The 15109-nt window shown below is 68.6% G+C and carries 7 protein-coding genes; 1 reads left to right on the top strand and 6 read right to left on the bottom strand.

All coding sequences use genetic code 11. From position 1 onward, the window contains the following. Positions 1-56: 56 nt before the first annotated feature. Genes ACWDXS_RS18455 through ACWDXS_RS18475 form a run of 5 tightly spaced genes read right to left on the bottom strand, consistent with a single transcriptional unit; the run spans position 57 to position 12572 of the window. Entirely contained in the window at positions 57-1310 is a 1254-nt protein-coding gene (locus tag ACWDXS_RS18455; protein ID WP_449967080.1) for an MFS transporter, read from the bottom strand. Next, the gene (locus tag ACWDXS_RS18460) at positions 1288-3513 is read right to left on the bottom strand and encodes a beta-ketoacyl synthase (RefSeq protein ID WP_449967083.1); all 2226 of its coding nucleotides are present in this window, start codon (positions 3511-3513) and stop codon (positions 1288-1290) included. Before ACWDXS_RS18460 ends, ACWDXS_RS18455 begins: the two co-directional genes overlap by 23 nt. A gap of 29 nt (positions 3514-3542) precedes the next feature. Next, positions 3543-10748, bottom strand: a complete 7206-nt coding sequence (locus tag ACWDXS_RS18465) for an SDR family NAD(P)-dependent oxidoreductase (RefSeq protein WP_449967086.1) — start codon at positions 10746-10748, stop codon at positions 3543-3545. 23 nt (positions 10749-10771) lie between these two features. Next, on the bottom strand, positions 10772-11383 hold the full coding sequence (locus ACWDXS_RS18470) for a GDSL-type esterase/lipase family protein (protein WP_449967089.1): 612 nt from the start codon (positions 11381-11383) through the stop codon (positions 10772-10774). Next, entirely contained in the window at positions 11370-12572 is a 1203-nt protein-coding gene (locus ACWDXS_RS18475; protein ID WP_378988896.1) for an NAD(P)/FAD-dependent oxidoreductase, read from the bottom strand. Before ACWDXS_RS18475 ends, ACWDXS_RS18470 begins: the two co-directional genes overlap by 14 nt. Positions 12573-12786: 214 nt before the next feature. On the opposite strand from ACWDXS_RS18475, the gene ACWDXS_RS18480 reads away from it, so the two are divergent. Continuing rightward, positions 12787-13317: a PaaI family thioesterase gene (locus ACWDXS_RS18480; RefSeq protein WP_449967092.1), complete on the top strand. Its 531-nt coding sequence runs from the start codon at positions 12787-12789 to the stop codon at positions 13315-13317. On the opposite strand, the gene ACWDXS_RS18485 is transcribed toward ACWDXS_RS18480, so the two are convergent. Further along, positions 13314-15101 (bottom strand): AMP-dependent synthetase/ligase, encoded by a 1788-nt coding sequence (locus ACWDXS_RS18485; RefSeq protein WP_449967095.1) that lies wholly within the window; start codon positions 15099-15101, stop codon positions 13314-13316. The genes ACWDXS_RS18480 and ACWDXS_RS18485 overlap by 4 nt on opposite strands. Positions 15102-15109: the final 8 nt, after the last annotated feature.

Below are 15109 nucleotides of genomic sequence, written 5' to 3' on the forward strand. Positions count from 1 at the left end.
CAATTCACCTCAGGCGGTATAGAAACCGGGCGCAACATAATTACCGTAACCGGGGTTCAACGGTCGGCGACGGCGTGTGACAATTGCCGATCGACGGATCGGAATTGTTTATGACGGATCAACGACAGCGCCACACTCAGCGCGCCGAAGCAGATAGCGAACATCCAGATGCGATCGGCCCCGAAGACCGCGATCACGGCTCCGCCGATCGCCGAGCCGAGCGCGGCGCCGAGATACAACGCCGACCCGTTGAGCGACAACAGCATCGGCGCCTGCTCCGGGCTCGCGTCGGCGATCATGCTGTGCTGCTGCGCGGGCAGGAACGCCCAGCCGACCACGCCCCACATCGTGACGAAGGCGACGGTGGTCGCCAGGCTCTGCGCGGCGATCGGCTGCCACGTCAGGTTCACGGTGAACAGCGTCAACGCGCCCAGCAGGACCGGCCGGGCACCGAATCGGTCGACCAGCACGCTCCCGCCCCACAGGCCGACGATCGCCCCGAGGCCGTGCGCCATGATCAGCGTGCCGACATGGCCCGCGCCCACCCCGGGGGTCTCGGCGTAGATCGGGCCCAGGTAGGTGAACATCATCAATCCGGCGGTCATCGCCGAGATCGTCACCGCGAGCCCCAACCACACCGGTGGGTGCCGCAGCGGCGCGAGCCGCTGTCGCAGCGACACCAGGGGTGCGGCCTCGCCCGCCGGAACCGTCAGTGCCACACCGACAGTGGTGATCAGCGCCACCACGGCCACGGCGACGAACGCCATCCGCCACGACGACAACCCGGCGACCCACACCCCGAGCGGCACGCCCGCCACGGTGGCGATCGAGATGCCGCCGAGGATCACCGCCAGCGCCCGGCCGCGACGATCCGCCGTGGCCATGCCGGCCGCCGCCGCGGCCGCCAAGGGGACATAGATCCCCGCGACGCACCCGGCCGCGACGCGCGCCACCGCCATCACCCCCGGCGCCCAGGCCACCGCCGCGAGCAGATTCACGACGGCGAACAGCGCGGTCGCGGCCAGCAGCAGCCGCCGGGGCGAGCGCACCCGCAGCACGGTGACCACGACGGGCGCGGCCAGGGCGTAGGCCAGGGAGTAGCCGGTGACGAACAGCCCGGCACCGGTGATGGAGACCCGCAGGTCGGCCGCCATCGGCGCCAGTACCCCGGCGACGAGGTAGTTGTCGGTCCCCGCGCAGAACGCGCCGAGCGCGAGCACCAGGACCGGCAACCACCGGATCGACGACGGCGCGGCATCGGTGACGGTCACCGAATGCCCCAGCGCCTCACCAGGGTCGGGCGCCGGCATCGCGCAACTCCACGGCGACATCGATGAGTTCGTAGATCCGCATGCTCGGTTTCCAGACGCTCGCGTCGGCGATCACCCGAATCCGGCCGGGTCGCCGTTCGACGCTCTTGATGTGCACCTCGAGGGTCATCAGCTCGTCGCTCGCCAGGATCTGCCCGCGATACCGCCACGACAGCGACACCCCGACCGGGAGGACGAATTCCGGCGCGACCAGCTCGGCGGCGAGACCGGAGTCGACCGTCCACTCCTGCATCGCCTGGATCACCGCCTCGACCCCGAGCGAGCCCGGCATCACCGGGTCGAGGTAGAAGTGGTAGCCGAAGAACCAGTCGTCGGCGGCGACCGGACGAGTGGCACGCAGGTAGCCGAGCCCGTAGGTGCCCGCGCCGTCGACGGTCTCGATGCGGTCGAGCATCGCCAGATGCCCGACCGCGCACGGCATGCCGGTACCCGCCGCGCGTCTGGCCGCCACGTCGATCACGCGGACGTCGGGACGTCGGTCCTGGCTGTCGAGCCAGGTCGGCACGAGCTCGCCGTTGTCGAGTCCGTTCTGGTTCGCCAGCGCCGGGGCGTTGAAGAACCCGAACAGCGACTGCCCCGCGTAGAACGGTTCACCGTCCACCGAGAGTTCGTAGGAGAACGTCTGCAACACGACGCCGACCAGGACGGTGGTGTCGGTCAGCCTGCTCGTCTGCTGAATCGTCTTGTCCCGCAAGTCGACTTCGCGCAGGACGGTCGCGGAGCCGTCGAGATTGCGCAGGCTGAAATCCTCCCCGGGCGAGGTGAGGGTCGCGCCGAGGAAGTAGCCGAGCAGCAGCGCCGATTGCAGCGAGGTCTCCATGTAGACGACGTTGGGCATGGAGGCATCGGCCGACTCGAGGTAGTACCAGGAATCGGCGGGCGAGTCGTACTCGGTGTGCGAGCTGCCCGCGTCGAGCTGTCCGCGTCGTCCGTCGACGGCCATGACCCGGTCGCAGAGCTGGAGTCCGTGGTTGGGCATGCGGGTGGCCCTGCGGCCGGCGTAGGCCGAGAACTCCGGGCCGAGCGCGATGCCGAGATCACCGCGGGCGCTGTGGGTCATGTGGAATTCGCCGAGCAGCGCACGCTGACCGAAGGCGTTGCGGCGGCCGAGGAATCGGGGAATCTCACCGCCGGCCTCGGGACCGATCGGCAGACCCGGTTCCTCCGCGACCTCGAGGGTGAGGCCGTGCACGCGCGCCACCACTGCGCCCGCGCACCGGATCTCGGCGTTGATCCGGAGCCAGGGACGCGGGAGCAGGTCGATCTGGACCACGTCGGCGATCAGCTCGACGGGGCCTGTCATCGGCGCGGACACGGTCACCTCGAAGGGTTCCCCCGCCTGGAATCGGGCCCCGGCCAGGCACAGCTGCAAGCCCGCGCGCACCGCGAAGACCTGGGCGGCCTGCCAGGTGAGCTCGGTTGCCGCGGTGACCGGATCGGGGCCGTCCACGCGGCAGGTGGCGCGCAATCGCCCTCTGGCCCATGGTCCTTCACGTCCGGCGATCTCGAGCACCTCGGTGAGGGTGGCGTGGGTGCCGTCGGTCAACTGGATGTCGGGGTTGACGCCTTCCTGGTCGTAGGCCGGACCGAAGACAGCGGCTATCTCGCCCCTGCCCAGCGCCGCGAGGTCGGCGCCGTTCAGCGTGGTGATCGGCGTGCGGGCGAGGAACTTGAAGGCGTTCATGGTGGTCGCGGGCGCAGGCAGCTCGAAGACCACCGGGTGCCCGGGCGCCGCGGAGACCGCCAGACCGGTTGCCGGCGTGTAGTCCACCATCACCGCGAAGGACTGTTCCGCCCAGGTGGGCGAGGCGGGAGCGATGTCCGTGTCGGTCCGGGCGATGTGCTCGCCGCGACCGAGGCTCGCGAGCGTGCGCCGCTGCAATGCGGTCTGCACATCCATCGCCGACAGGTGCGCGGTCACCAGCTCGGACCGGACCTCGTGCAGGAGGGCGGAAATGGGGTCGGCGGGTGTACCGCCCGCCGCCACCGGCACAGTGACCGATGGCGCCGGTGCGGTGGTGTGTCGCACCGCGGGCACCGCCGAGCTGGGCGCCGGGGCCTCCGGCGCTGTGGATGACGATCGGGGGGCGGGGCTGGTGGCCGGCTCCAGCGCCAGCGACCAGGCGAGGACGTCGAAGGGCTCACCGTCGAAGTCGAGGGTGTCCAGTGGTGTGATGGTCATCGGATCTCCATTCCTCACATCGACGATGCTCACGCGCGCTGCTCGCGTAACCGCACGGCCTCGGCGAACTTCTCGGTCATCTCCGGGGTAGCGATCACGGCGAGATCGGAGTAGCGCTGCAGCACAGTGCCGTTCGGATCACACGCCGTGACGGTCACGGTGACCTCGGTGCCGGTCGCGTTGGCGCGCAGGTCGTCGACCACCAGCACGAACGAACTGTCGTCGGGCAGGGGGGCGAAGTACTCGATACGCCCGATCGACAGCGGCAGGCAGGCCGAGTTCATGAACCACACACCGAGCAACGCGCCGGCCTGGATCGCGACGTCGGCCAGCACCGGACTGTGCAGCGCCCCCGCGTAGTTGCCGGTGCCGAGGCGAGCGTCGGGAAGCTTGCCTTCCACGACGAGGCGGCGGTCGGCTCGTTCCAGGATGCGGCGCACGCCCTGCAGCAGCGGCCCGTGGAACAGGTCCGCGGCACGGTAGACATCGACCCCGTTCTCCGGTCCCACACCGATCGCGTAGCCCGGCCATTCGGAAACGACGGGGGCGGGCCATGTTTCAGCGGCGAGGAGGAAGGTACCGGTGAAGTGCGACGGCGCCAGTGTCTTGCCCGGTTCGTCGCTGCGGATCCAGACCGTGACGCTCAGGCGATCGTCGACGACGATCCCCGCCTGTGCCTCGAGCCGGTAGGAGCGTTCGTCCTTGCCGTCGTAGACGATGCCCCGCAGTACCTCGAAGCCGGTGCATTCCACCACCCGCAAGCCGGGGTTGGCGCGCTCGAGCACATTGATCGCCCAGCCGAGTCCGGCGGCCGCCGGGAACACCGGGAACTTGCCGACTCGATGATCGCCGATCACCGCATCGCCGGCCAGCGGCGCGAGATCACGGTGCGTGGTGAAAGAGCTTGTCGGGGTGAGGGTCACGGCCGTGGCCAGCGGTGCCGCGGGACCGACCAGCACCGACACGTCGTCGGCGCGACCGGGGGCGAACTGTTCGGCGAACATCCGGGCTCCGGCGTCCATCCCGAGCAGCGCGACACCGCGGGCGAGGAAGACTTCGCGCAACTGCGGAGTCACCATGCCGCCGTCCCACGCACCCCAGTTGACGGTGGTGACGTGGCCGGCCAGACCCTGCCGTCGCCAGCTCACCGCCGCCCGGTTGAGGGCTTCGTTGGCGACCGCGTAGTCGGCCTGACCCGGATTGCCGTACACCCCGGCCACCGACCCGAACAGGATGAGGTGCCCGAGCGTGGCCTCGCGCAAGGCGGTGACCACGTTGTACAGCCCGTCCAGCTTGGTCGCGAGGACGAGGCGGATGTCGTCGGCCGTCTTGGCGGGGAGCAGGGAATCCGCGAGGGCGCCTGCCCCGTGCACGATGCCGGTGATCCGGCCCGCGTCCGGCGCGAGTGCCCGCTCGGTGGCTTCGGCGTCGGTGATGTCGACCGCGAGGTAGCGCACCCGTGCGCCGGTCTCGGCCACGGCATCGACGGTCTTGCGGATCTCACGCTGTGCCAGGAGGTTTCGGGTGAGGCGGTCGACCTGCTTCGGTGTCGGCTGCTCACCCGCGGCGCGTACGGCGGCGATGGCGGCGGCCTTGAGCGCGTCGTCGGCGACACCTGCCGCCCACTCCGGCTCGTCCTCGAGTTCAGTGCGGCCGAGCAAGAGGAACTCGCACGGCTTGCGAGCGGCCAGTTCACGAACACACCGCGCGGTCACTCCCCGTGCGCCACCGGTGACAACGAGAACATCGTCGGTGGTGAGGGCGAGTTCGGTGGCCGTGGCCGTGCTGTCGACTGCCTGCGGGCGCAGTGTCCAGCGGGTGTGATCGGCGTCGACCCCGACTTCGCGAGCGTCGATCGCGGCGTCGTCGAGCTCGGCGAGGAAGGAGACGATCAGTGCCTCGTCGGTCAGGTGCGGCGAGAGATCCAATGCCCGGCAGAACAGCCCGGGCGCTTCCTGCGCGAGGGTCTTCACCAGACCGCTGACCCCGCCGACAACGGCGGCGGCGGCCGCTCGTTCACCGCGGTGGCCGAGCACGCCGTCGATGCGGGTGAGCGTCACGAACGCCGCCCGTGTACCGGCTTCGGCGGTCGCGACCAGGCGGTCGTGCACCAGCGTGGCGGTGTGGATGGTATCGGCGAGCCGATGACCGCCCACCAGCCACTGGCTGTCCGCGGGCAGGACGGTCAGGCACAGATCCAGCCGCGCGACATCTTTCAGCGCGGACTCGATCGCCCCCCGCACGGTGGCGCCGTCCCATGCGGCTACGCCGGCATCGTCGCGGGCCGCGACGGCGGCCGTGTGCACGGTCCAGCCCTGCTGTTCGAGGCCGGTCGCGAGAGTCGCCGCGGTGGTGTCACCGTGGTCGAGGATCAGGGCCGTCCGCTCCGCGGCGTAGGGCTGGGAAAGGCGGTCGATGTCGGGAAGTGCGACCGGCACGATCCGCAGCAGCACCGGATCGTCTTCGATCCCGTCCTGGCTGGATCCCGGCTGAAACCCGTGTGCACCGGCGGCTTCCGACCCGCCACCGACCGTGCGGACAGCCGGGGTTGCGGCGGGGGCGGCGGAGCCGGCGACGAAATCGACGATGTCGTTCAGGGTCCGCAATTCCGCGACCTGCTCCGGGCCGACAGCGGGCACACCGTCGATACGCTCACCGACGGCACCCATGATCTGAACCCGCTTGATCGAATCCACCCCGAGATCGGCTTCCAGATCCAGCGACAACGCCAGCATCTCCGTCGGATAGCCGGTCTTCTCCGAGACGACCTGCACCAACACCGACCACACCGCGTCGGCATCGACCGCCGATTCGGTCGCAGGCGCTACAGGTGCCGAAACCACTGACGCGGCAACGAAGTCCACGATGTCGCTGAGCGTGCGCAACTCCGCGACCTGCTCCGGACCGACAGCGGGCACACCATCGATACGCTCACCGACCGCACCCATGATCTGAACCCGCTTGATCGAATCCACCCCGAGATCGGCCTCCAGATCCAGCGACAACGCCAGCATCTCCGTCGGGTAACCGGTCTTCTCCGACACCACCTGCGACAGCACCGACCACACCGAATCGGCATCGAGCGCCGGACCGGTCGGCGCCGGGGCGGCACTCGGACCTGAAACCACAGACGCGGCAACGAAGTCCACGATGTCGTTCAGGGTCCGCAGTTCCGCGACCTGCTCCGGGCCCACGGCGGGCACACCCTCGATACGCTCACCGACCGCACCCATGATCTGAACCCGCTTGATCGAATCCACCCCGAGATCGGCTTCCAGATCCAGCGACAACGCCAGCATCTCCGTCGGATAGCCGGTCTTCTCCGAAACGACCTGCGACAACACCGACCACACTGCGTCGGCATCGAGCGCGGGGCCGGTCGGCGCCGAAGCGGCACCCGGAACCGAAACCACCGATGCGGCAACGAAGTTCACGATATCGCTGAGCGTGCGCAATTCCGCGACCTGCTCCGGGCCCACGGCAGGCACACCCTCGATACGCTCACCGACCGCACCCATGATCTGAACCCGCTTGATCGAATCCACCCCGAGGTCCGCTTCCAGATCCAGCGACAACGCCAGCATGTCGGTCGGGTAGCCGGTCTTGTCCGACACCACCTGCGACAACACCGACCACACCGCGTCGGCATCGAGCGCGGGGGCCTCGCTCACCGTGACGGCGGCGGGCATCGCGGCCTGGGGAGCGGGCTCGATGTCGGCTGTCCGGCGCGCCGTGGCAACATCCGCTGCTCGTGTCGGCTGTGGTTCGGGAGTCGCCACAGCGTTCGGCGCCGAGGGCTCAGCGACTGTCCGGTGGTCGAGCAGGGTCGCCGCGGGGGTGTGACTGCCGTTCCCGTTGCCGGTGGGGAGTTCGGCGTGGAAGCCGTTCGTCCCGTTCGTGCTCGCGGTATCGACGGTCGGCGCCGGGGACCCGAGTTCGAGGCCGGACAGCGAGGCGAGGATCTCGTTGACCTGGACATGGGTCCGGCCGATCGCCAGGCTCTGTTCCTTGATCGCGTGCACCGTCGCGTGCAGGCGATCATCGACGCCACCGGTGCGCTGGGCGTCGCGCAGAACCGAGACCAGCCCTTCGGCGACCTCGAGTTGACCCTGCGCGTACCGGCTGTGGATGTCGAGGTGCTGCTGGGCGGCCACGTCGTATCCGGTCGCGGGCTGATGCCCGATGGTCGACTCCGCCCGGACCGGCGCGGCGGCCGGAGCTTCGGCGCTCACCAGTTCCCGAGTGACGGCGGGTGTCCGCGCGGCCTCGTTCCGACCGGCGGCGTAGGCCTCGGTGGTGAGGCGCTCCCGCTCGGCGGTATGCGCTCGCGCGGCCACCTGCGCCTGTGCCGCGGCATCGGCTTCGGCGGCCTCTCGCGCCTGCGTGACGGCTTCCAACACGACCTGCTCCTCGATTCCCTTGCGGTAGAGGTCTTTCCGGGATTCCGGCACGAAATCGCGGCCGTTGAGCCGCACCACCATGCCGGGCGCCGCCGGCACCGCGAACGGTGCGGCGTCGTGGCGGTGGATGTCGACGATGGGCGCACCGAGCACCGCCAGTTGCAGCGCCGCCTTCTTGAGCGCCACATCGCTGTCGCCGGTCGGGCCCTGATCGGTGGACAGAGCGATCACCTCGGCGCCGAGCGTCCGGCGCACGAGCGAGGTGAGCGTGGCCTTCGGGCCGAACTCGACGAACACGTTGCAGCCGTCGGCCTGCATGGCCCGCAGACCCGCCACGAACTCGACGGTTTCGAGCAACTGCTCGGTGAGCACACGACGGTTGGTCGCGACCCGCGCACCGTATTCGGCGTCCCGGGAATTCGCGTAGATCTTGGTCTTGGGGGCGCGAATGGCGACGCTCTTCACCGCGGCCTTGAACGGCTCGACCGCGTGGGCGACGTAGCGGGTGTGGAACGCGCCCGCCACCGGCAGCTCGCGCACGGTCAGTCCCTGTGCCCGGCCCGCCGCGACGAACTCCGCGACAGCCGCGGTGCCGCCGCCGACCACCACCTGATCGGGTGCGTTGTGGTTGCACACGCTCACATCGGGATGATCGGCGAGGATCGCGCTGACCTGTTCACGGTCGGCCTGTACCGCCGCCATGGTGCCCGCATCGGTGTCGGTGTCGATCGCCATCGCCGCACCGCGTGCCCTGGCAAGAGTGAAGTAGTCGACGGCGTCCAGCGAACCCGCCGCCCACAGCGCGGTCAGCTCGCCGAAGCTGTGGCCCATGAACCCTTCACACGTGAGGCCGCGCTCGGACAGGAACCGGTACTGGCCCACCGACAGCGCGGCGATCGCGGGCTGCGCGAACTCGGTGCGCCGCAACGTCGCCTCCTGGGCGTTGCGCAGCTCGGGGTCGAACACCGGCGCCGGGAACACCACCGAGGCCGGCGGCCGGGCGGCGTCGGCGAACACGGCGTTGGCCTCGTCGAAGGCGGTGGCGACGGTGGGGTTGTTCAGCACCGCGGCCAGGCCCATGTCCACGTATTGGCTGCCCTGACCGGCGAACAGCGCGCCGATCTTCAGATCGGGCATGGCGCGCCGGCGGAAGACGATGCCGCGCGGATGCGTCCATTCGTCGGCGTCACCGGCGAGTTCGGTCACCGCCAGTGCGCGCAGTGCCGATGCTTCCTCGTCGTCGCGCGCCACGAACCCGACGCGCGCGTGCTCGGCCGGAATCCCGGCGTCACCGTTCGGGGCGGCGTCCGAGCTCAGCAAGCTCGCCAGTTCGGTTGTCGAGGCGGCGTGCCACAGGTGGACTCGCGCGGTGCGGTGCATCGTGAGCGCGCGTCCGCGGCCCTCGGCTGCTTCCTCGAGGATCGCGTGAAAGTTGGTGCCGCCGAAGCCCATCGCCGATGCCGCCGCACGACGCTGCGGCCGGTGCGGATCACGAATCCACGGCCGGGTCCTGGTGTTGATGTAGAGCGGCGAGGAATCGTCGAGCGCCTTGTTCGGCGCGGTGACATTGATCGTCGGCGGCAGCACCTTGTGGTGCAACGCCAGCGCCAGCTTGATCAGGCTGGCCGCACCGGCGGCGCCCTTGGTGTGCCCGATCTGGGATTTCACGCTGCCGATCGCGGCGTACCCGGTCTCGTCGGTGGCCTCGCGCAGCACCGCGTTCAAGGCGGCGAGTTCGGTCTGATCGCCGACGCGGGTGCCGGTGGCATGTGCCTCGAACAGCCCGATCGTGGCGGGCGAGCAGTCCGCGTCCTCGTAGGCGCGGTGCAGGGCGGCCTGCTGACCTTCGGCGCGCGGGGCATAGATGCTCTTGAACCGCCCGTCGCTCGACGATCCGATGCCCTTGATCACCGCGTACACCCGGTCACCGTCGCGCTCGGCGTCGGCAAGGCGCTTGAGGGCGATCATGCCGATGCCCTCGCCTACCAGGGTGCCGTCGGCACTGTCGTCGAGCGGCTTGATGACACCGGACCGCGACAGCGCCCCGACCTTGCTGAAGCACAGGTAACCGAAGATCGAGTTCTCGGTGTCACAGCCACCGGTGATCATCATGTCGGCGCGACCGGACACCAGCTCGCTGATCGCGACGTGGACCGCCGACAGCGAACTGGCGCACGCCGCGTCGACGGTGCAGTTCATGCCGCCGAGGTCGAGGCGGTTGGCGACCCGGCCCGCGATCACATTGCCCAGCAGACCGGGGAACGAGTTCTCCTCCCACGACGGGAAGGCGTCGGCGTACTTCTGCGCGATCTGTTCGGCGTCGGCCTGGGTCAGCCCACAACTGCGGATGACCTCCTTGAGCACCGGCGTCGACAGACGGGCGGCCAGTGGGTGCGACAGTGTCGTCGGTCCGGCGACGCCGAGAACCACACCGGTGCGCTCGGGCCGGTACCAGTCCGACCCGACGGCGCCCGCGTCGGCGAGCACGTCACGGGCGACGAGCAGGCTCAGCAGCTGCACGACCGTGGTGACCTCGAGCTGATTGGGCGGCAGCCCGAACTCGGTGACGCTGAACGGCATCTCGGGCACGAAACCGCCACGGCGGCAATAGGTCTTGTCGGGCGCCGTCGGGTCGGCGTCGTAGTAGTCGTCGAGGTTCCAGTGCGTGGCCGGCACGTCGGACATGCAGTCCGCGGCGTCGACGACGTTCTGCCAGAAGTCACGGAAGTTGGCGGCCATGGGGAACAGTCCGCTCAGTCCGACGATCGCGATCGGATTGTCGGCTAGTCGCCGCGTCATGGCCGGGTCTTCGGAGTGCCGAAGGTGGTCGTTCATGGTTGCTATCCCTTGTCTTCTGCTCAGAGTTGCGAAACTCGCACAGTCCGGACCTCGTCGATGAGGTCGGCCATCGCCGTACCGATGAGCTGATGGCCCGCCGGACTCGGATGCATGCCGTCCGGGGACCACATGACCGGGTCCGCGGTGATGGGTGCGTTCACCAAATCGAGTCGCACGAGATCGAACTCGTGGACGAGGTCGTCGAGATAGTCGTTGGCTTGCGCGAATCGCGACCGCAACACCGTGCGGACGGATTCGGGCAGGCCGGGCAGGCGGTCCGGGATATTCGGCCAGTTCGTGGTGAACACCAGCCGATCCGGGCGCGCCAGCCCGGCATAGATATGACGCAGGTTGCGGCGGAAGCGGTCCGGGTCGTAGTCGGTGACCAGGTCGTTTCCGCCCACGATCACGCCGATCAGCGCAGCATCGGCGGCCAGGGCGATCGGCAGTTGCCGGTCGACGACATCCTGGGTGGTGGCCCCGTAGGAGCCGAGGTTCAGTATCGCGCCGGAAATTCCGAGCAGGTGCTCGACGTGCGCGACAAATCCCGCGAAGGAGCCGTCGGCGTTGACCGAACCGCCGCGCCCCTCCGCGAAACTGTCGCCGAGCACCATCAGCTCATACGTTGGCACCGAGCAATTTCGCGATGCGTTCCGGCGCGAAGAATTCCTCGCCGGTCATTCCGCCGCCGACCATCGCATAGAAGTCCGTGGCATATTCTTCGTTCTTTTCCAGCGCACGGAAAACGGCCAGCAATTGCGGAGTCAGTTCCAGCGTGGAAATCGTGCAGGTGAACTCGAAACTCGACTGCGATTTCTCGTCACGCTCGCGCTGGTAATCGGCGAGCGCCTCGGCCATCGGTCGCTGATCGCTCAGACCCTCGTGCACCCGCTCGGCCAGCAGCGCCGCGTAGTCGAACGCGTCGGAGATGCCGAGCCCGGTGAACGGGTCCTTGTGGTACCCCGCGTCCCCGACCAGCGCCCAGCCTTCGCCGTGCGACTGGCGGCGGTAGTTGTCCGGGTACCGCATCGGGGTGAAACGCTCCTCGCGCTTGCCCTTGGTGACCAGTTCCTCGGCGAACTCGGGCAGGATCTCGCGAGCGACCTTCACGAAGTTGGCCTCGACGTCGGCACGGAAATCAGCGTAGGTGTCGATCTTGCGCATGACCGCCACGAGGGTCTGGTCGTTGTGGGTCGGCCAGATGCCGATCTGCTGCTTGTCGCCGATCCGGCTGTGGAACTCCGACACCGACAGGCCGCTGAAGTAGCTGTAGTAGATGAAGCACTCGGCCGCGACCTTCGTGTAGGTCTCGGCGCCGACAGCGTTGGCGACGAACGAGTTGGTGCCGTCGGCACCGATCACGATGCGGGCCCGCTCCTCGGCGATCTCACCACCGGCGACCGAACCGCGAATACCGACGACCACACCGTCTTCGATGATCAGTTCGCTGACGGTGTACCCGGTACGCACCTCGGCGCCGGCCTCCCTGGCACCCTCGACCAGGATCGCGTCGAGTTCGGTGCGCCGCGGCGCGTAGGTGGCGTCGATGCCCTGGATGGGATCGGCGAACCCCGCGATGACGATGTCGAGGTAGGACACCGTCATGCGCTTGATCGCCGGCACACCGGTGGCGATCAGCTTGTCGAGCAGGCCCCACTGGGCCAGCCGGGCCAGCCCGCGCTGCTGAATGTAGTGCGTCGAGATGGTGTCGCTCGGGAACGTGGCACGGTCGACCACCAGGACTCGATGCCCCTGCCTCGCCAGCAACATGGCAACCGGTGAACCCGCGCACCGCGCGCCGACAACAATCGCGTCATACATCAGGGTGACTCCTCAGTAAATGAAACGCTTATGGCCCCGGATGCGATTTTACGGAGTCGAACCGCTCGATCCGCGTACCGATTTCCAATCGGATTACATGAATAGATGTTCCAGAACAATGATTTCGAATATTAGCGATCCGGCAGCTCGGATGAATAGTTGAATTCAACTTCCGTTCATCACGAAAAACGGTTCGATATGGGCTAATTGGGGCATGCCAACTGGAAATGAACCGGCCCCCGGAATCGCCGCAGCACAGGCTCGGCTGACGAATATGACCGGTGCCGCGACGCCGGACTACGAACAGATCCGCAAGACCGTCGACACGCTCGTCCCGTTCGTGAATCTGGTGGGCGTGCGCATGACCGAGCTGGGCCCCGGCTCGGCGGTGGCCGAGATCCCCGAGGCACCGGCGATGAGCAATCACCTGGGCACGGTGCACGCGGGCGCGCTGTTCCTCGCCGCCGAAGTCGCCTGTGCCGGTGCGTTTTCCGGCATCATCGCACCGCGCATCCTGCACGTGCGGACCTTCGTGCTGCGCAGCACCAAGGCCACCTTCTTCCGGCCTGCCCGCGGCCGGATCCGCGCCAGTGGCACGGTGAGCTCCCCGATCCTGGCCGAGGTGGTCGGGCGCAGGACCGAGGAGCAGTTCGATATCACCGGAAAGGCGCTGCTGAACGACGACAGCGGCGCCTTGCTCGCGAAGGTGGATCTCGAGTACTTCTGCTGGCTGGGCGCGGCTTAATCCGGATACAGCGTGGTGATGACGGCGCCGAAGTCGGCTTCGATCGCCGCGCGACGCAGCCGCAACGAGGCCGTCAGCTGACCCTTCTCCATCGAGAAGTCCTCCGCGAGAACGGCGAACCGGCGAATCGACTCCGCACGGGAGACGAGCCGGTTCGCCGCCTCCACACCGGCGGAGATCTCGGCGAGCAACCGGGCGTCCTCGGTCGGGACCCCGCCGGACACGTCCACGCCGTGCTCCGCGGCCCAGCGAGCCAGCACCACCGGATCGACGGTGATCAAGGCGGTCACATACGGTCGGCCTTCACCGACGAGCATGCAGTTGCTCACCAAGGCGTGCAGGCGAACCCGGTCTTCGAGCGGCGCGGGCGCCACGTTCTTGCCGCCGCTGGTGACGATGATCTCCTTGCGCCGGCCGGTGATGAACAGGAATCCGTCCTCGTCGAGCCGACCGAGATCGCCCGTGGCCAACCAGTTCTCGGCTGAATGGCCGCCGTCGGGCCAGTACCCGGGGAAGACCTGCGGGCCCCGGACCAGGATCTCGCCGTCGTCGGCGATCGCGACGGTCGTCCCGGGCACCGGTCGGCCGACCGCGCCTGCCCGATTGGCGTGCGGCGCACTCATACTGACCGTCGACGACGCCTCGGTCAGGCCGTACGCGCCGATGATCTCCACACCGATGCCGGTGAAGAAGTCCGCCGTCGACGGTTCCAGCGATGCGCCACCCGCGACCATGTGCTCGAGCCGCCCGCCGAGCATGCCACGCCACTGTTCGCCGATCCGGGCGTCGATCACCGCGTCCGCCGGTGGCTGCTGACCGCGCCTGCGCGCATGGCCGACAGCGATCGCAGCCGCCTCCGCGGCGTCGTACCGATCACTGCCGAGTGCCTGACGCGCCGCCTTGCGGATCTTCTCCAGGACGTAGGGGACACCGATCAGGAACGTCGGCCGAAAGATCGGCAGTTCGGCGGGCAGTTGCGCGGGAGTGGCGACCAGGCCCGTGCGGACTCCGGCCAATACACACCCGAACTGCACGACCCGCCCGTACACGTGCGCGAGCGGGAGGAACAGCAGTGTCGACGCGGGATCCGCCGGGGTGCGGCGGAATACGGTGTCGAGGAGTTCGACCACGTTGGCCGCGGCGGCGAAAATATTGCGGTGCGTCAGCAGGCAGCCCTTGGGGACGCCCGTGGTGCCGCTGGTGTAAACGATCGTCGCGACATCATCGGCGCGTACTGCCAGCCGACGCTCGGTGGCCTCGGCGTCGGCGATCACCTCGCCCTGCTCGACCAGCGCAGGAAACGACGAACCGAGCAGCCAGGCCCGGCCGCGCAGATCTCCCGCCGCCGCACCGATCAACTCGCACTGTTCGACCGTCTCCACGAAACACGCGCTGGGACGGGCATCGGCCACGATGTGCTGGATCTGCTCGGCCGACGATGTCGGATACACCGGTACGGCCATCGCGCCCACGCTCAGCACGGCGAAGTCCGCCGCCGACCATTCGAAACCGGTCCCGCCGAGGATCAGCACCCGATCGCCCACGCCGATCCCGTTGGCCAGCAGGCCCTTCGCGAGTCCGAGGACGAGCCGGGCGAACTCGTCGTAGCCGACGTCGAGCCAGCCCTCGGCCGTTCTCCGGCTGAACACCACGGCCGACGGGTCGGCCGCGGCCTTGGAGAACACTACGTTGGCCAAGTTGTCGTCATCGGCCATGGTGACCAGTGGCGCGACACTGTATTCCTGCGCGACCCGCAGTCCCTGCACGGCGCCGGCATCTTGCACGGCGCTAT

Source organism: Nocardia sp. NPDC003183 (genome assembly GCF_053590715.1).

Coding starts and splice junctions, on each gene's coding strand:
- ACWDXS_RS18455 (WP_449967080.1), bottom strand. CDS start 1,310: ATGCCGGCGCCCGACCCTGGTGAGGCGCTGGGGCATTCGGTGACCGTC.
- ACWDXS_RS18460 (WP_449967083.1), bottom strand. CDS start 3,513: ATGACCATCACACCACTGGACACCCTCGACTTCGACGGTGAGCCCTTC.
- ACWDXS_RS18465 (WP_449967086.1), bottom strand. CDS start 10,748: ATGAACGACCACCTTCGGCACTCCGAAGACCCGGCCATGACGCGGCGA.
- ACWDXS_RS18475 (WP_378988896.1), bottom strand. CDS start 12,572: ATGTATGACGCGATTGTTGTCGGCGCGCGGTGCGCGGGTTCACCGGTT.
- ACWDXS_RS18480 (WP_449967092.1), top strand. CDS start 12,787: ATGCCAACTGGAAATGAACCGGCCCCCGGAATCGCCGCAGCACAGGCT.